The organism is Nitrospira sp. ND1, from assembly GCF_900170025.1.
Classification (GTDB): Bacteria; Nitrospirota; Nitrospiria; order Nitrospirales; family Nitrospiraceae; genus Nitrospira_A.
Map to the genome: position 1 here is coordinate 1 of NZ_FWEX01000006.1, position 18,098 is coordinate 18,098.

At 57.7% G+C, this 18,098-nt stretch carries 14 protein-coding genes and 1 tRNA gene; 9 read left to right on the forward strand and 6 right to left on the reverse strand.

The window, feature by feature from the left end:
• The first annotated feature begins 148 nt into the window (after positions 1 to 148).
• Together istA and istB are read left to right on the forward strand one after the other, a co-directional pair.
• The gene (gene istA / locus NSND_RS04530) at positions 149 to 1,387 is read left to right on the forward strand and encodes an IS21 family transposase (RefSeq protein WP_159450537.1); all 1,239 of its coding nucleotides are present in this window, start codon (positions 149 to 151) and stop codon (positions 1,385 to 1,387) included.
• A complete protein-coding gene (gene istB / locus NSND_RS04535) occupies positions 1,384 to 2,175 on the forward strand; it encodes an IS21-like element helper ATPase IstB (protein WP_080877024.1) in 792 nt (263 codons plus the stop codon). Before istA ends, istB begins: the two co-directional genes overlap by 4 nt.
• Before the next feature lie 59 nt (positions 2,176 to 2,234).
• Here the strand turns inward: istB and NSND_RS04540 are convergent, their stop codons facing one another.
• Positions 2,235 to 5,636 (reverse strand): toxin TcdB middle/N-terminal domain-containing protein, encoded by a 3,402-nt coding sequence (locus NSND_RS04540; RefSeq protein ID WP_080877860.1) that lies wholly within the window; start codon positions 5,634 to 5,636, stop codon positions 2,235 to 2,237.
• 716 nt (positions 5,637 to 6,352) lie between these two features.
• Here NSND_RS04540 and NSND_RS21155 point away from each other — a divergent pair.
• Both NSND_RS21155 and NSND_RS21160 read left to right on the forward strand, forming a co-directional pair.
• Positions 6,353 to 6,712, forward strand: coding sequence for a response regulator transcription factor (locus NSND_RS21155; protein WP_159450634.1), 360 nt, complete (start codon positions 6,353 to 6,355; stop codon positions 6,710 to 6,712).
• A gap of 331 nt (positions 6,713 to 7,043) precedes the next feature.
• Positions 7,044 to 7,439, forward strand: coding sequence for a retropepsin-like aspartic protease family protein (locus NSND_RS21160; RefSeq protein WP_159450635.1), 396 nt, complete (start codon positions 7,044 to 7,046; stop codon positions 7,437 to 7,439).
• Between the two features lie 374 nt (positions 7,440 to 7,813).
• Here NSND_RS21160 and NSND_RS22055 read toward each other — a convergent pair whose 3' ends face one another.
• The gene (locus tag NSND_RS22055; RefSeq protein WP_080877863.1) at positions 7,814 to 8,089 is read right to left on the reverse strand and encodes a tyrosine-type recombinase/integrase; all 276 of its coding nucleotides are present in this window, start codon (positions 8,087 to 8,089) and stop codon (positions 7,814 to 7,816) included.
• A gap of 367 nt (positions 8,090 to 8,456) precedes the next feature.
• Here NSND_RS22055 and NSND_RS04560 point away from each other — a divergent pair, with 367 nt between their 5' ends.
• Both NSND_RS04560 and NSND_RS04565 read left to right on the forward strand, forming a co-directional pair.
• Entirely contained in the window at positions 8,457 to 8,765 is a 309-nt protein-coding gene (locus NSND_RS04560) for a type II toxin-antitoxin system TacA family antitoxin (protein ID WP_080877864.1), read from the forward strand.
• Positions 8,762 to 9,256 carry a GNAT family N-acetyltransferase gene (locus NSND_RS04565; protein WP_080877865.1) on the forward strand — a complete coding sequence of 165 codons (495 nt, stop codon included), beginning with the start codon at positions 8,762 to 8,764 and terminating at the stop codon, positions 9,254 to 9,256. The genes NSND_RS04560 and NSND_RS04565 overlap by 4 nt, the downstream gene beginning before the upstream one ends.
• A 466-nt stretch (positions 9,257 to 9,722) precedes the next feature.
• On the opposite strand, the gene NSND_RS04570 is transcribed toward NSND_RS04565, so the two are convergent.
• From NSND_RS04570 to rph, 3 genes are all read right to left on the reverse strand, one after another.
• Positions 9,723 to 9,799: transfer RNA gene (locus NSND_RS04570), tRNA-Pro, on the reverse strand.
• A complete protein-coding gene (locus NSND_RS04575) occupies positions 9,790 to 10,404 on the reverse strand; it encodes an XTP/dITP diphosphatase (protein ID WP_080877866.1) in 615 nt (204 codons plus the stop codon). Before NSND_RS04575 ends, NSND_RS04570 begins: the two co-directional genes overlap by 10 nt.
• A gap of 2 nt (positions 10,405 to 10,406) precedes the next feature.
• The gene (gene rph / locus NSND_RS04580; RefSeq protein ID WP_080877867.1) at positions 10,407 to 11,150 is read right to left on the reverse strand and encodes a ribonuclease PH; all 744 of its coding nucleotides are present in this window, start codon (positions 11,148 to 11,150) and stop codon (positions 10,407 to 10,409) included.
• A 471-nt stretch (positions 11,151 to 11,621) separates the two neighbouring features.
• Here rph and NSND_RS04585 point away from each other — a divergent pair, with 471 nt between their 5' ends.
• Both NSND_RS04585 and NSND_RS04590 read left to right on the forward strand, forming a co-directional pair.
• Positions 11,622 to 12,800 (forward strand): HD domain-containing phosphohydrolase, encoded by a 1,179-nt coding sequence (locus NSND_RS04585; RefSeq protein WP_080877868.1) that lies wholly within the window; start codon positions 11,622 to 11,624, stop codon positions 12,798 to 12,800.
• Positions 12,797 to 13,294, forward strand: coding sequence for a hypothetical protein (locus NSND_RS04590; RefSeq protein WP_080877869.1), 498 nt, complete (start codon positions 12,797 to 12,799; stop codon positions 13,292 to 13,294). Before NSND_RS04585 ends, NSND_RS04590 begins: the two co-directional genes overlap by 4 nt.
• Before the next feature lie 107 nt (positions 13,295 to 13,401).
• Here the strand turns inward: NSND_RS04590 and metH are convergent, their stop codons facing one another.
• Entirely contained in the window at positions 13,402 to 17,085 is a 3,684-nt protein-coding gene (gene metH, locus NSND_RS04595; RefSeq protein WP_080877870.1) for a methionine synthase, read from the reverse strand.
• A gap of 187 nt (positions 17,086 to 17,272) precedes the next feature.
• Between metH and NSND_RS04600 the strand changes: the two genes are divergently transcribed.
• Entirely contained in the window at positions 17,273 to 18,052 is a 780-nt protein-coding gene (locus tag NSND_RS04600; RefSeq protein WP_080877871.1) for a hypothetical protein, read from the forward strand.
• Positions 18,053 to 18,098 lie beyond the last annotated feature (46 nt).

Consider the following 18,098-nt stretch of genomic DNA (forward strand, 5'->3'; position numbering starts at 1 on the left):
GGAGGATAATCATGCCAAATTGACCCCTGTCATCATGTGAAATGGACCCCTCCCCCACAACCAGGAGAGGACACCCATGGAGCTAGCAGAACCAGTGCGCACCCCACTACCTTCTTCTCGGGAGACGGCTCGAACGGAGGAGGATGGGATGCTGCGAGAAGACGGCGTGCGAGAGGTGCTGGCGCGACTACAGCGCGGCGAGCGTATCAAAGCCATTGCGCGGGATCTCGGCGTGGCCCGCAATACCGTGAAGCGGTGGCAACGGCTGGGGGGCTGGCGCCCGCGGCCGTCGGGACCCCGCCCCAGTCAGATCGATCCCTATCGGCTATTCGTGGAACGCCGCGGCCCCGAAGTGAATTGGAACGGCCGGGTGCTCCATCGGGAACTGCAGACGTTAGGATTCGCGGGGACCTACCAACAAGTGCAACGGGCGATTCAGCCGCTCCGCGTCGATCGCGCCTGGGCGACCGTGGCGACTGTGCGGTTTGAGACGACTCCGGGCCAGCAAGCCCAAGTGGATTTTGGCCAAACCCGTCTCTGGATTGGCGACCGGCTGGAAGTCATCCACATCTTTGTGTTCACCCTCGGGTACTCTCGCCGACTGTGGGCGTCGGCTTATCCGCATGAACGGCTCAGTGCGCTCCTCGATGGGCATGAGCGGGCCTTCCAGCATTTTGGCGGCGTGCCGTTGGAGTGTCTGTACGATAACCCCCGGACCCTGGTCCTGGGCCGGCGCGAGGGCCGCGTGCTCTGGCATCCGGTCTGGGAGGATTTTGCGCGGCGCTATGGGTTTACGCCGCGGGCCTGCCAGCCGTATCGGGCACAGACCAAGGGCAAAGTAGAAAGCGGCGTGAAATATGTGAAGCGCAATGCCCTCGCGGGCCGCCGGTTTGCGTCGTGGGACGCCTTGAACGCCTGGCTGCAGGAGTGGACGGTGACGGTCGCGGATCAGCGCGTCCATGGGACGACGCATGAGCGGCCGATCGAGCGGTTCGCCCGGGAGACGCTCACGCCGCTGGGCTCGCGGTCCCCCTATCACTATGAACGGGTGCGTCTGCGCCGCGTTCCGGCCGATGCGCTCGTCGCCATCGCGGCCGCCCGCTATTCTGTGCCGGTGGAGTATGTCGGCACGACCGTCCACGTGCAGGAGAGCAGTCGTCACTATGAAATCTTCCATGGCGGGGTCTGCATTGCGCGGCATGCCAAGTCCCCGCGCCATGCGGTGGTCGTGGATCGGGCGCACTATCGCGGGCTGCTGCGCGCGGGCGGACCCGCCCCCACGCCCCGGCCGCCCCAGTGGGATCCTGGGTATGGGGACCTCGGCGAGGTGATGGTCCGGGATCTGGCCCTCTATGCCGCCGTGGCCGAACCGGGCGGTGCCTCATGAGCACGCCCCAACTGGAGCGACTCCAGGCACACTGTCAGCGCCTGCGCCTCTATCAAGTTGCCGCCGAACTGCCGAGTTTACTGGAGCAGGCGGCCAAGGCGGAACGCTCCTATACCGACTTTTTAGAGGAGGTACTGCGGCGCGAGGTGCAGGCCAAGACCGACAAGCATCTGGCGATGCGGTTGGCGATGGCGCGGTTCCCGTTCCAGAAGACGCTGGAGACGTTCGACTTTAAGGTCCAGCCCTCCATTGATGTGAAACTGATCCGTGAACTCGGCACCGGGCGCTATCTGGAGCAGGGCGAGAATGCGTTGTTCCTCGGGCCGCCCGGCGTCGGCAAAACGCATCTGGCCGTGGCCCTGGGCATCGCGGCCTGTGAACAGGGCCACCGCGTCTTGTTTACGACCGCCATGGGGCTCCTCGCGACGCTCGGCAAAGCGCTCTCCGAAAACCGGCTGGAGGACCGGCTCAAGGTGCTGGCCCAGCCCCAGCTCTTGATCATTGATGAGATCGGGTATATCCCCATTGATCGGCAAGGCGCCAATCTGTTCTTCCAGCTCATCTCTCGGCGCTATGAGAAGGGCTCGATCCTGCTCACCAGCAATCAGAGCCTCGGCGCCTGGGGCGACGTGTTTGGCGATCCGGTGATCGCCACGGCGATTCTCGACCGGCTCCTCCACCATTCCATCACGATCAATATTAAAGGTGAGAGCTATCGATTGCGAGAGAAGCGGAAGGCGGGGCTCTTCAAGTCCCCTGTCGGTGCCGCGGCCCAGTCGGAGTCATAGCGCCATCACATGCAGATTCAACTCGGGGGAGGGGTCAATTTCACATCAGAATAAAAGGGTCAACTTCGGCTGATGATTGACACTTTGTCCACGACCTGCCCATCTACCCCGTAATATTGAGTGGTGGTCACATGTCCCAACGGATTCGTGGTCGTTGTGGGGAACGTCTTCGTGCTGTCGTACGTCACCGTGCTCACATTGCCGTTGGCATCACGCGTACAGGTGATGTTCCCCCACACATCGTATTCGGCTCCCGTGACCGAGAGCCAGTTCGTCGCTTTCGTCAGGTGTCCCTTTGTGGGTGTGGTGGTCCCATTCGGCGAGGCGCATCCGCCCGTCCCGTCATACAAGAATGTCTTCTGCGCGACGAGATTGACCGAGCTGGTGTTACTGCTGTTGTAGTGCGACTCTCGCGTAGGAAGACCCACGATCCAGTCTGTCACATTGTCCGAGTAGGTGCGGTATATGGCACGATCATCATATGCGCTCGCCAAATCACCGTAATGGGTTTCATAGGACAGATTTCCGAACTGGTGATCGTATGCGAACGTGGTGCGTGTGTGGCTCGCACATGTCCCACTTTCACAGAGGTAGGTATCGATCTGCGATTGCGGGGTGTACCAGGGGGCCGCAAGGTCATTATCGGCCACGTATGCAGTTGTAGTTTCCGAGTAGACCTTCCCTGTCGCATCGGTCACCTTACTACGATAGGGCATGCCCTTCGTGTAGCCGGTAGGCACGTTCGGATTGTTTGAGTCCACCCCAAGATCATTACCTTGATGGAACCAAGTTTCAGTAATCGCTTGCTCGCCATTCGGTCCCGACGGGGCGGTGACCTTCACAGAGTTGAACCCGCGAAATTCGCGTTCAGCAAAGTGGTGGTACCCACCACTATATTCATAGCTTGTCGTGGCGGAGATGCCCGCACACGCCGTTCCATTCCAGTTGTCGCAGCTCACAATGGAGTTCACGGTTTGGATCGAATAGGGGAGTTGCGTGTTGGTATACCGGGTGGAGGGCTTGTAGGTGATCGCTCGGCGGCCACCTATCCCATTGGACACGGATAGCAGTTGGCCAGCCACCATGGTGCTTTGGTTTCCGCTTTTTGCCACCCAATAGTTGCCATTGGTGCGATCCTCGCACAGAAAATCCGTCTTCCCATCTCCGTTGAAATCGCCATATCTGGTAAAAATCCCGCTACCAACACGGCAAGCCCCTGAAGCCGAGTTTCCATTGCCGAGCCAAGTTCCGGTATAGCCATTGCCATTGCCGAATCTGATGCCATCACTCAGCGCCACATAATAGGTGCCGGTATTTCGGTCTTCGCAAACCAGATCGGCCTTCCCATCCCCATTAAAGTCCCCATATTGCGGAGTGACATTGGCTGCCGCCACACAGGCCCCATTGGCCGCATTCCCATTTCCCATCCATTCCTGGGTATACCCCCCTCCGCTCCCGAACTTCGTGCCGTCACTCAGAGCCACATAGTAGGTTCCGGAATTTCGATCTTCACAGAGCAGATCGATCTTTCCATCGCCATTGAAGTCCCCATACTGCGTCGTGATATTGGCTCCCGCAATGCAGGCGCCGGAGGCGGTGTTCCCGTTACCGAGCCACGTTCCGGTCCAGCCTGCACCGTTGCCGAATTGTGTGCCATCACTCAACCCTACATAGTAGGTTCCAGTGTTCCGGTCTTCACACAACAAATCCGTTTTCCCATCGCCGTTGAAATCCCCATATCGTGTCGTGACATTGAGTGCAGGACCACACGCCCCATTCGCGGCATTGCCATTGCCTAGCCAGGTGCCTGTCCACCCACCTCCGCTGCCAAACTTCGTGCCATCACTCAACGCCATGTAGAAGGTTCCCGTGTTCCGGTCCTCACATAACAAGTCGGTCTTCCCATCGCCGTTAAAGTCCGCATACCGCGTGTTGAGTCTGGCTCCCCAAATTGAGTTGGCCGGGTTCGGAAATGCGCAGGCGCCCCCCGCATAACTGCCATTGCCTAACCATATGCCCGTATAGCCCGCTCCATTCCCAAATTTGGTCCCATCGCTGAGAGCCACATAAAACGTTCCGGTGTAACGATCCTCACACAAGAGGTCGGTTTTTCCATCTCCATTAAAATCCGCATACTGTGTTCGAATTCCATCATTGTATGGAGGTGCGGCGGGATGAGCAGGATCCCGGTATTGAAATGGCGGCAGTCCACAAGCCCCGCTGGCGGCATTTCCGTTGCCTAGCCAGGTCCCTGTCCACCCGGCTCCATTATTGAACAGTTCTCCACTACTCAATGCCACATAGTAGGTGCCTGTATAGCGGTCCTCGCACAGAATGTCCGTCTTCCCATCCCCGTTGAAATCGCCATAGCGCGTATTGACGAGAGGGGCGTTCACGTTAGAGCACGCTCCCGACCCAAGCCACAGCCCGGTATATCCACCCTCGGGCCCAAATGTGGCTGGTCCCGCTGACCATTCCATGGAAGTGGACGGTAACCGTGTCGCCGTGGCTTCATTGGTAATCGCGCCCGTGCCATTAATCGTGGCATCGCTGCCAAACTGAGTCACGCTCGTGAGCACCGAACTAGGAATGCTCGATGTCTGGCCGTACGTCATCTTATACGCACGCACACTGTTTCCTGAGGCGTGCACCTCAATGGTTTTGAGCCGCTTGGCCGTCTTCACCACGTAGTTGGTCGTAAACATCGACGGCGCATCGCTTCGGTCCTCAAGATAAAACTTCACGACATTCGTGGGTGCCGTCGTCCCGTTGCCAGCGTACTCAATCCGAGAGAGATAGACCTGTCCTTGGTCAGACACATAGGTGGCCACCATATAGTTACCGTCTCGATCTTCAATACGATCCAGCAGCCACTTGAATATTCGTGAGGGATTGGCCGAATCCGCCATCCGGGACGCGGCCGTTTGGCCGAAGAAATACCGCACTCCCTTCTTGTCCGTCGCCTCAAAGTATGCTTGTCCATCCCCAGCACTGAGCTTACGGAACCTGACAAAACTGCGCTCGATCTTCGCACGATATTCGTTAGTCTGTGCTGGCGCTGGAGCCTGCACGAGCTCGGAATTGGCACCGCTCATTCGCGCCACAAAGTCATTGGCGGAATAATTGAGCCCGTATCGCACTTGTCGCTCCACAGCCCCAAGTTCGAGCTTCCATCCCACCCCTACCCAGCCGTTGCCATTCCCCGACATATAGACCAGACTGAGGTGTGGTTGGATGCCATTCCGCCCTGGGGGGACTTCAATGGGAATGCTCATCGTGGCTGCGCCAGTAAAGGGATCCGCGTGGGCCTCGCCACCAACATTCCCAATGGGCATTTCCGGCTGCTGAAGCATTTCTATGGTGCTTGCCTCTTCCGCACGCACCTCGGTCTCAACACTAAACGCCATCAGTAGTCCAGCCAACACCGTGCCTGCCATCCTATATCGACGTTCGGGACGCATGTGAACTCCTTGCTTCGGGGTAGCGGTGGCCTACACAAATGACACGTGCATCGAGCACGGAGCTTATGGGAAGCGAGTCTCAGCAACAATCACCCCAGATGGATGTACGCCGATCTGGGGGTATGCGCTCACAGGATTGGGATTAGCTGAGTGAGGGGAAGGGGCCTAACGTGAGTCCTACGGGACGATGTAGAAACTTTTCCGACACACAGTTCATTCGAAAGAGATCTTCCCTTCAGGAATTCCAGGACTCGTCCGCAGGCTTACGCGTGCTCACAAGCTCTCACTCTAAAGGAGGGCTACCAAATGTGGGATTGAGGGCTGCTAGTCCAGCCCTTAGACTCGCCCGAGTGCTTTTCCTCCGGCTGGATACTTCTGGTCAACCCCTAAGGCGAGGACATGACATGAAGGTGGCACCTGAATCTACATCGCTGACAGCAGGCAGCGGCGTGCTGAGTCGCACCGCTCATACCGGCATTCTCCTGCTATCATCCTCCCTTCACGTGCTATACATAAACCCGGAAGGTCGCGCACAGCTTTACGACTTCATCCTACAGCCGCCACCCTCTGCATACCTGCCTCCTGCCATTCGTGCCTTCTGTCAGGAACTCTTTGCGACATTGCCAACGACTCCTACACCCAAGGACTGGGAGCACCTTCACCGCTCGCACGTAGCGATGGTGCCCGCTGGTCCGATTCTCCTCCGAGCATTCGGAGTGCCTGCTCCACTCCATGATGGTGACGGACAACTCCTGCTCCTCATTGAACCGGCTCAGGCGACTTATCAGCCGGTTCGTTCATCCCCTGCCCCAACGCACCAGATCCACCTGACGCCGCGGGAAGAATCGGTCACGCGCTATCTCCTGAAAGGTTTCACGAACAAAGAAATTGCGGGCAAGCTAAGGCTAAGCGAACACACGGTGAAAGATCATCTGAAACGTGTGATGAAGAAAACTCAGGCCACCACCAGGACTGCCGTGCTCAGCCACCTGCTGAATCACCCCGAACTGATCACTCGGCTCACAACTACCTCGCCCCCTGTCTTGGACCAGGAAATTCATGAATTGGCAGTCTGAGGCCTATGCCAGCCTCCCCTCAGTCCAGCAATTGACGAACGTGCGTTTCCTCTCCCTCACGTCCTTGATAATATTTTTGGCAGCGGACGCCTCAGCGACCAACACACTCTTTGAGTGCGTCGATTCCCACGGTAAGCCTGTCTTTACCGATAGTCCTCACCAGCTACTGACCTGCCAGGCGATAGACTTTTCTTCTCTCCAGCACTCGCTATCCTCTTCACCTCCTGCCGGAGTGCCCTCGACATCGGGCGCAGGTCCGGATGCTGAAAAATCTTTCCCCACGGCCCCTGTACCGAGCGAACCACAGACTGCTAGGATCCCGGTCGAACGCGTGGAAAATATCCTCATCGTGTCGGCCACCTTGAACGGATCCACACAGGCACGACTTATCATCGACACCGGTGCGTCGCAGACAATCATCTCTCAACGACTCGCTTTGGATCTTGGACTATACTCGACAGCCCACACGACTCAGGTCTTACTCCACACCGCGAGTGGATCAGTGAAAGCGAATGCGGTGACGCTTGACTCGATTCGGATCGGCGAGGCGGAGATACGGAATAGCCAGGTGTTGATTCATACCCTTCCAGACCTTCCCTTTGCCGTGGACGGGCTGTTGGGATTGAGCTTTCTTGGCGCTTATCAAATCACCCTCGACACCAAGCGTGGAGAACTTCAGTTGAAATCCTCGTCAGAGAAATTTGGTGGCCTGGTGGAAAAGAAATAGATCCCGGAGAAGCAGAGGAGCAACAATTCTTTGTCGCGGACGATATGTATCCACCGGGTAAGGTTGCGCTCGCGATGACTACGTCAGTTCAAGAAATGTTTTCCGCCTTACCTCCCCCAGTATGACAACTACCAACCAGCTAGCTATTAACCCTACGTGTTCCCGGCGTGTTCACAATACAGCAAAAAATGCCTGAACTTGACTCATTTGAACTGAACTGAACAAAAACACAAAACAGCGAAACGCCTCTCCTGGAAAGGCATTTATCTACATCAACGACGGTTTATGAAGGAGTACCAGAACGGCTTAGAAGGCTGATGCTCTATCCGACTGAGCTACGGGCGCCCCTGTATTTTCAGTCACTTAAGAGATGATTACTCTACAGAGTTTTCGCCTAGTGTTCCCGGCCGGTTCTCATGGAGGTATCTGTGAACCTTTTGGGCAGCGTGAGTCAAGTCTCGCTCCTCGATGGCATTGTACCGTTTCCACATCTTCTCGGACTTATGGCCAACAATTTTCATAACTGTCGCTGTATCCACCCCTGCGCTTCTGAGATGAGTAGAAGCACAGTGGCGCATGCCATGAAACCTGAAGTCCGTGATACCTCCCTCCTCGAGGGCCGTATTGAAAGACCGGCTGCCGCGGCTCAATGGTCATTCCTTATACAAGAAGCTGTGTCGGGATGCCAGGCTCTCCCTTTCCCGACAGAGCCGATGGAGGGGCTCACGTTCCCCGAGCGATCGCGCAAGAACGATCCGCCGTTTGGAATCTGTCCTTCGACCGAGTGACCGTTCCTCGTTGTAGACCTACAGACTTGTCGAGCATGCTATGGCACTCTTCCAAGAAAGAGAAGTCCCATCCCCTACGTACCGTAGCTCATATGTACCCAACGGTCTTATTGACCTGTGAGAATCATTATATTCGCAAGAAATTGTGATCACTAAACATTTCTGTCATCACATTGTCTTGACATTAGATGAATGTCGAGCTATCGTAAGCAACAACAAGAGGTGGCTTATGGCAACTCGCGCGCTTCGTACTGAAAAACTGGATCTTCGGGTGAGCGTCTCAACCAAGAAAACGCTGGAAGCTGCCGCCTCTGTCTCTAGTCGTACAGTGAGCGCATTTGTCCTTGAAAGTGCCCTGGCCCGTGCAGATGAAGCATTGGCAGATCGCCGAACGTTCCATCTGAGCAAGGCTAAATGGACTGAGTTCTTAGCTGCCCTTGATGCTCCGACCCGCCCCCTTCCTCAGATGCAACGTCTCCTAGCTGAACCAGGCTTCTTTGATGCGACACCTGCGCCTGGCTTCAAAGAAAAGCGTTGACTAGGCGTATCGAGAAACTTCAGCCGCATCACGCAGTTGAAGCGTTCGACTGCGGACATGAAGTCCTCAATCGCTTCCTCCAGAAGCACGCAGTACAAAATCAATTCAGTGGTGGGTCGCAAACCTATGTGGGGTTGGTCGATAACATTGTCGTCGGTTATTACGCACTCGCGGTGGGATCGGTGGAACAAGATAACGCTCCGGAAAGAGTGAAGAAGGGGCTGGCAAAACATTCCATTCCCATCATGCTGCTTGCCAGGTTAGCGGTAGATCTTCACTGGCAGAAACAAGGAGTCGGTGCTGCCCTATTGAAGGACGCTACACTGCGGACGCTTCAGGCCGCCGATATTGCAGGAATTCGCGCCTTGGTGGTCCATGCCAAAGATAATGTAGCTAAAAAGTTCTACGAGCGTTTCGATTTCCTTCCTTCACCAAGCGATGCTTTGCATCTCTTCATTCTCCTCAAAGACGTCCGAAAGATAGGTTCATAACACCCACCATCAGCAAGACCGTCGCAGCCAGAAGAAATAGAATGGGTAGGAAGTCGTTTGCGCCTGCCCCCCAACTCACGGCAAATCGTCTCGCCGGACTCATGCGACCAACCGTCGTATTTAGCAGCGCACGCAGCATTCACAACGGCATGCGCTGCCCCTTGATGCTGCTCTGTTGTTCGACCGTGATATACGCAAGGTCTGAATGAGGGCCAGATGGGGCGTGCGGAGGCTCGATTGCCAGAGATTACGTTGTGGAGTGAATAAGAGGATAACGCTGCTGAACGTTTTGAGTATCCCCGCACGCCTGGGAGGGGCCTGGTCAGCCTTTCCCGAATCGTTGGAGGTGTTGTCAGGCGTCCCAGTAAAAGAGGAGACTCCGGGTCGAGCAAACGGGAAAAGACTTCACTGAAGGTGTTGAATATCCCCGCGCACATTTGAAATGCGGGGTCGAGCAAGCTTTGTTTGGTCGGGGCGAGAGGATTTGAACCTCCGACATCCTGGTCCCAAACCAGGCGCGCTACCGAGCTGCGCTACGCCCCGACTGAGTTCTGTTCCGCCATCATCTGCTCGAGCAGAGTCCTGGCCTGGGTAAAGGCACGGGCCCGATGGCTGATTCGATTTTTCACATCCGGCGACAGCTGGGCCAGAGTCTGATGATATTCCGGCAGGAAAAAGACCGGATCATACCCAAAACCACGGGAGCCCGTCGCCTCTTCGGCAATGACTCCCTCTAACACCCCTTTGGTCGAGAAGGTCTTGCCGGCAGGAAACGCAATGGCCGCCACGGTTATAAAGCGGGCACCACGATCTTCCGCTGGAATACCACGAAGCTCCTGCAATAGCTTCCGCCAATTGTCTTCATAGCTGGCCTGTTCACCGGCGTACCGCGCCGCAAAGGCTCCCGGGCGCCCGCCGAGGGCATCGACCTCCAATCCGGTATCATCTGCCACCGCCGGCAGTCCCGTATACCGAGCGATCTCGACGGCCTTTTTCATCGCGTTGGCTTCACAGGTCTCGCCGTCCTCCACCACGTCCGGCGCGTCGGGAAAATCGTCCAGTGTACGAATCGTGATATCCATACCGCCTAATAGGGCGACCAGCTCCTGCTTCTTATGCTGATTCCTGGTCGCCAGCACGATCTGCATGGTTAACTCAGCGAGCCGATCAACGACTTTTGCAAATCAACCAATTCACGGATCGCGCCCCAGCCGAGATCGAGAAACTCATCCATATCTTTCTTATTGAACGGCGTCTTTTCAGCCGTCCCCTGCACTTCGACGTACTGCCCGGCGCCGGTCATCACCAGATTCAAATCCACCTCGGCATGCGAGTCTTCTTCGTAGGCTAGGTCCACCATGACCTGTCCCCCGACCTTGCCGATACTGATGGCCGCCAGGTAATCGGTCAACGGATTAACCTTGATCAAGTCCTTTTTCTTCAGCACACCCACGGCATCCGCGAGGGCGATAAAGGAGCCGGTAATGGAGGCCGTGCGAGTTCCACCATCCGCTTGAATCACATCACAATCGATCCAGATGGTCCGTTCGCCCAAACGGCCCGTATCGATCACGGCACGGAGCGCACGTCCGACCAACCGCTGAATCTCCAACGTGCGGCCGCCCTGCTTACCCTTGACCGATTCCCGGGGCGAACGATCGTGCGTGGCCCGGGGCAGCATGGCATATTCGGCTGTCACCCAGCCGGCACCCTTACCTTTTAAAAACGGCGGAACTTTTTCTTCAATCGACGCCGTGCAAATGACCTTAGTGTCCCCCATTTCGATCAAGACGGAGCCTTCGGCATGTTTCGTAAAATTGCGCGTCACCCTAACCGGACGGATCTGATCCCGCCGACGGCCATCGATTCGACCTAACCCTGCTCCGCTCGCCATTGAGTCGCGCTCCTTCCTGCACAGCAAATCTAAAGGAGCGAATTATAGTGAACAGGGCTTCAAAGAGCAAATCCAGCGGCGCGACCGGTGCTCGTTTCTCAAACTGCGTTTCGGCTGGCAATCGGGAAAGCCCCCTGTATAATCCAGCGTGATGGTGCAGGTTGCTGTTCCCTCGGGAACGCCGCCTGCTCAAAGACCAACGGACGAGCGTCAGAGTTGACGATCACAGCCCCGGGCCGGGCAGAGCGGCCGGAAACTGCCACTCGTCGGATCTTGTCCCGATAGAACAGAGTTCCCAGCATTGATGCAGCAATGGGCGGGCGGCACGGGACAGTTGGTCGCACCGCGGCTTGAGTGGCATAAAAGGTGCTTTTCCCCTCAATCCATCTCGCACTTCAGACTTTACGCCCAACGACCGATACTGACTCTATTGCTGATCGACACCACGATTAACCTAGCCCGGCGAACCATATGAGCATTCCGAGCGTCACCGAAGTCACCACCCAGCAAGCAATCCTCGAAAACCGCAACATCCTGATTGTGGACGATGAAGAGCCTATCCGTCGATTATTGGGCTACCTTCTCGAACCCCACGGATACAAGGTGGCGCTGGCGGGAGAAGCGCGCGAAGCCCGTCAACGGATGGAGAGCGGTTCCTATGCGTTGGTGCTGTGTGACGTGAACATGCCGGGCGAATCCGGCATGGATCTCATTCGCCACATCCTGACGCAATACCCCAGCACCGCCGTCATCATGATTACGGGCCTCGACAGCCCCGTCCTCGCGAATGCGGCCTTGGATATGGGCGCCTTCGGTTACGTCATCAAGCCGTTCGAAGCGAACGAAGTCCTGATCAACGTGGCCAACGCGTTGCGACGACGCAAGTTGGAAATTGAAAACGCCATGCACCGGGAGAATCTGGAAGAAGTCGTCCGGACCAGGACGATTGCCCTTCAGCAGGCACTTGAGTGGCTGGAGCGGAGCGAGAAGGAACTGCGCCTCTCCCGCGAAGAAACCATTCAACGGCTCGCGATCGCCGCCGAATACCGCGACAGTTCGACCGCGCAGCATATTCAACGAATGAGCCACTACTGCGAACTGCTGGCCCGTCGCTACGGGCTTTCACCCGAGCGATGCGATCTCATCCGCACCGCCAGTCCGATGCACGACATCGGCAAGATCGGCACCCCGGACCATGTGCTGCTCAAGCCAGGCAAGTTCACACCCGAAGAATTCAAGGTGATCACCCAGCATACGGAAATCGGGTACCGGATTCTGGCCGGGTCTGATTCGGAACTCTTGAAAGTCGCCGCGCTCATCGCCTGGACGCACCACGAACGCTTCGACGGCACCGGTTACCCGCGCGGACTCAAAGGCGAGACGATTCCGCTTGAAGGCCGGATCACCGCCATCGCCGATAACTTCGACGCCCTGACGACGCAGCGTGTCTACAAGCCGGCCTATGATTTCGATCACGCGAAGGAACTGATGCTTAAGGAGCGGGGCAAGCACTTCGATCCGGAACTGCTGGATATCTTCTTCGACTCGATGGAGGAGATCACACGCATTTACGATCAATTTGCCGATCCGACCTGGTTGTCCACCTCCCGTCACCGCGCCATCACGCAGGACCAGGGAGAAGTCGCATGACCCGCACATCACGCAATTGGATCGCGTATCTGTGCGAGAGCCTCGCCTCCTCCGGCATGATGCCGACCTGGGAAGCCGCCACCTACCTGACCGACAACCTGTTCGGCGACAAGCCCAATCCCCGACTCTTGCGAACCGCCTGCCCCTATGAGGATACGACGCACCTGCTGCACCGGTTGTATCAACCGCTGGTCGAGGCCGCCACGCGCGATATCCCGATTCCCGCAGCAGCCATGATCCACGTCTTCACAGATATCAGCCTCACCGGCAAATCAGCCGTGCTGGTGGTGTATTTCCCCGGACACAATCAGCCGCACCAGCTCTTACTGCTGGATGCCGCCAAAGCCTGGGAACTGGTGTTTGACAATTCGGAGGAGTTTAACAGCTGGGCGGAGGAACGATATCATTGGATCAAGACCTCGCTCACGAGTGTCATCGCCGGCGTGTCCGTCTCCCCTGCCATTCCCTCGCCTCTCGAAGCCGTCAAGAACTGACTGGAAGGTAAGAGCGTATAGCCTGTGGCTTATAGCCTAGCCCGGAGCCTTCCTCATCCTTTCTGTCCGCCATCAGCTATATGCTATCTGCCATCGGCTCTTCGCAATTACGCATCGTAGTTCAGATTTGGAGCCAGCCACCGCTCTACTTCGCCGACCGGTAGATTCTTGCGGGTCGCGTAATCCTCCACCTGATCGCGATTGATCTTGCCCACGGCAAAATACTTGGCCTCCGGATGCGCAAAATACAAGCCGCTGACCGCAGCCGCCGGCAGCATGGCGTAGGATTCGGTCAGCGTCACCCCCGCTTGAGCCTCGGCATTCAATACATCGAAGAGCGTCCGCTTCTCCGTGTGATCCGGACAGGCCGGATAACCGGGAGCCGGCCGGATCCCCCGATACCGCTCGCGAATCATGTCTTCGTTCGTGAGGTCCTCCGTCTTCCCATATCCCCATTCCAGCCGCACCTGCTTGTGCAGCCATTCGGCAAAGGCCTCCGCCAGCCGATCCGCCAAGGCCTTGACCATGATGGAATTGTAGTCGTCATGATCCTTCTCATACTTCGCGCAGAGCGCCGGCACGCCGATGCCGGCCGTCACCACAAACGCGCCCACATAGTCGGCACGCCCGGACTCCTTGGGCGCGACATAATCCGCAAGCGCCAGGTTGAATTGGTCGGTCGGCTTCTCCATCTGTTGCCGGAGCGTGTGGAAAGTGGCCAGCGGCTCACGTCGATCCGGATCCCGATAGAGATGAATGTCGTCACCCGCGCTATTGGCGGGAAAGAACCCGTAGACACCGCGAGCCGTCAGCAACTCACCCTGGATGATCTCCTCCAGTAACGCCTGTGCATCCGCCAAGAGTTCTTTGGCCTTCGGACCCACCGTGGCATCGTCCAGGATAGCCGGATACCGGCCGCGCAATTCCCACGTATGAAAAAACGGCGACCAATCGATATAGGGCACCAACTCACGCAACGGCATCCGATCGATCTGACGCACGCCGGTGAATGAAGGCGCGGGGATATCGGCAGCGGCCCAATCAGTCGACAGCTTGTGCTTCCGGGCTGCTTCCAGGCTACGCAGGGTTTTCGGCCCTCGATCCTGATGCGCCTGCCGGATGCGGTCATAGTCGGCACGTACACCGGCAGAAAAGCTCTCTCGTTGCTCTTCATTGATCAGACTGCCCACGACACCGACGGCGCGGGAGGCGTCGAGCACATGCACCGTCGCATGGCCGTACGAAGGGGCAATTTTCACGGCCGTGTGGGCCTTGCTGGTCGTGGCGCCGCCGATGAGCAATGGCACCGTAAACCCCTGGCGCGTCATCTCCTTGGCCACATGCACCATTTCATCCAACGATGGAGTGATCAAGCCGCTCAGCCCGACCATATCCACCTGATGCTCACGCGCGGCCGCCAGAATCTTTTCGCAAGACACCATCACGCCAAGGTCGATCACCTCATAGTTGTTGCAGCCCAACACCACACCTACGATGTTCTTGCCGATATCGTGCACATCGCCCTTGACGGTCGCGAGCAGGACCTTGCCGTTCGCGCGGGACGTGCCCAACCGTAACTTTTCGGCTTCCATAAACGGCATGAGATACGCCACCGCTTTCTTCATGACTCGGGCGCTCTTCACCACTTGCGGCAGGAACATTTTTCCCGACCCGAAGAGATCGCCGACAATGTTCATGCCCGCCATCAGCGGCCCCTCGATCACGTCGAGCGGCCGGGAGGACTTCTGCCTCGCCTCCTCCACGTCCTGATCGATGTAGTCGGTCAGTCCTTTCACCAGCGCATGGGCCAACCGTTCCTCCACCGGTCTTGTCCGCCACTCATCATCCTTGACCGCCGTCTTGCCCTTCTGTTTGACCGTGTCGGCAAAGGCCACCAGCCGCTCCGTGGCATCCGGCCGGCGATTCAGCAGCACGTCTTCGACCAGCGTCAGCAGATCTTTGGGGATCTCCTCGTAGACGGCCAGCTGCCCCGCATTGACGATGCCCATGTCGAGGCCGGCCTGTATGGCATGGTAGAGGAACGCAGCATGCATCGCCTCGCGCACGACGTTGTTGCCGCGGAACGAGAACGAAATATTGCTGACGCCGCCGCTGACCTTCGCCAGCGGCAAGTGCTGCTTGATCCACCGTGTCGCATCGATAAAATCGACCGCGTAGTTGTTGTGCTCTTCGAGTCCGGTCGCGACCGTGAGAATATTCGGATCGAAAATAATATCCTGCGGCGGCACCCCGACCTGTTCCGTCAGCAGACGATAGGACCGCTCACAGATCTCGATCCGCCGTGCAACCGAGTCAGCCTGCCCCCGTTCATCGAACGCCATGACCACGATCGCCGCGCCGTACCGACGGATGAGCCGCGCCTGTTCGAGGAACTTCGCCTCGCCTTCCTTCAGACTGATGGAATTGACGATGCCCTTCCCCTGTATGTTGCGAAGGCCCTCTTCGATGACCTCCCACTTGGAACTGTCCACCATGATCGGCACCCGAGCGATGTCCGATTCCGCCGCCAGCAGCCGCAGAAACTTCTGCATTGCCGCTTTGGAGTCCAGCATGCCTTCGTCCATATTAATGTCGATGACCTGCGCCCCGCCTTCCACCTGCTGACGCGCGACGGTCAGCGCCTTGTCATAATCGCCGGCCAGAATCAGCTTGGAAAAGGCCGGTGAGCCGGTGATATTGGTGCGCTCCCCGACATTGACGAAATTCGACTCAGGCCGCACCGTCAAGGCCTCCAGGCCGCTCAGCCGCAAGTAGGGCTCGACCTTGGAGGGCTGCCGTGGCGTCACACCTTTCACAGCCGTGGCGATCGAACGGATATGGTCGGGCGTCGTCCCGCAGCAGCCGCCCACGATATTGAGCCAGCCGTTCTGCGCCCACTCGCGCAGCTGTGGTGCCAACGAATCCGGCGTTTCCGGAAATCCTGTCGGCAGTAAGGGATTGGGCAATCCGGCATTCGGATGGCTGCTGACAAAAATCGGCGCGATCTGCGAGAGCTCTTCGATCAGCGGCCGCATTTCTCTCGGCCCCAATGCGCAGTTCATGCCCACGCTGAGCAACGGCACATGCGAGATGGAATTCCAAAACCCTTCGACCGTCTGACCCGAAAACCCACGGTTGCTCCCGGCCTGAATGAAGGTGACCGAGGCCATGATCGGCACCTGCCGCGCCCCTTCCGCAAACAGCCGCTGGATCGCGAAAAATGCGGCCTTGGCGTTGAGCGTATCGAAAATCGTCTCGACCAGGAGCAGATCGACGCCGCCGTCCAACAGGCCGCGCACCTGCTCCCCGTAGGCCTGCACCAATTCAGGATAGGTCGTTCCACGCGCCGCCGCATCGTTCGAATCGGTCGAGACCGAAGAGGTCTTGGTGGTGGGACCGATCGCACCGGCCACAAAGCAGCGGCGAGTCGGCTGCGCGGCAACGACCTGTGCCACGGCCCGCTTCGCGCATTCGGCGCCGGCTTTCGACAATTCATATCCCAGGTCATCCATGCCGTAATCAGCCAGCGACACAGACTGCGAGTTAAACGTATTGGTTTCGATGATATCCGCGCCAGCTTCAAGGTACTGCCGGTGAATCGCCTCAATGACATCCGGCCGGGTGACATTCAGAAGATCGTTGTGTCCCTTGAGATCTTTGGTCCAATTTCGAAAACGCTCCCCACGAAACGCGGCTTCGTCCAGCTTATACCGCTGGATCATGGTACCCATGGCACCATCCAGGATCAGGATGCGCTCTCGCAGGAGGTCGCGAACTTCATGTACCGGCATGACTACCTATGTCTTTCTGCCACCGGACGTCAGGCGTGCGCCGTCTGCGTCGATGACTGGCAATTGGACGGCCATCATATCGGGAACGGACTTTTTTCAGCAAGCTATTGCAGGCTCTTCGCCTTGACATTGACTACCCCGGCCGATACGATGCCCACCGTTGTCTGCCCGAGCCTGAGACAATCCTATGGCGCATCAGACTGTCTCCCGCCTGTTCATCCTCTGCTTGTTCTGTATCACTATCGTCTTGTCGAGACTCGATCCTCTGTGGGCAGGCCCCTACTTCGAGGACGGCTACCTCGGGCTCACGCAAACGGAACTGCACGACAAGCTCGGTCTGCCGCAGGCCGTCCGGGACCGCAAATCTGCGCTGCGTGTCTTCACGTATTATCCGATCACCGATTGGGAGCAGTACTTCAAGAAGGTGGCCTCACCAGAAAACGGAGAGGATGTGTACACCTTCAAACGTGACGGCATCGACGTGCGCTATTCGTTCAGCTACACCTTCGATCCGAACGACCACAACGACCAACGCCCGCTCTTTGTGCGTTTGGTGGATATCGAATTCATGCCGCCGGTCGCGTTGAGCAAGGTTCCCCAACTCGTCCCGGAGTTCAAGCCCTCCGAAGACGCCAACGCGCCGGTCTTCCGTTCGAACATCATGCTGTTGTTTTTCGCCGGAAACCCTTCGCCGGAGGCGCGCTTTCTTGTGCGGGAAAAGGGGAAGGAGGCCTTGGACTGGTCACTCGCCTTTCAAATGTTCGCCCTGCAGGGACTACCCGATCCGCTGACCTCGAAGGCCCCGATCGACCGCCTGGAGATCAGCACGCAGAGTTTACCGCTGGTCAAGCTCCGCCAACGCAACACCCACGAGCCGGTCCTGAACCCTTACTCCAAGGCCTTCGCCCAACAGCCGCCTCCCCCGCCGACCGTAAAAAAGATTCCGGTGCCCAAATACGCCGACTGAGAGGTTCCGGACGGTCCTGCTCTCTGCCCTCTCGAAGCTACAGAGT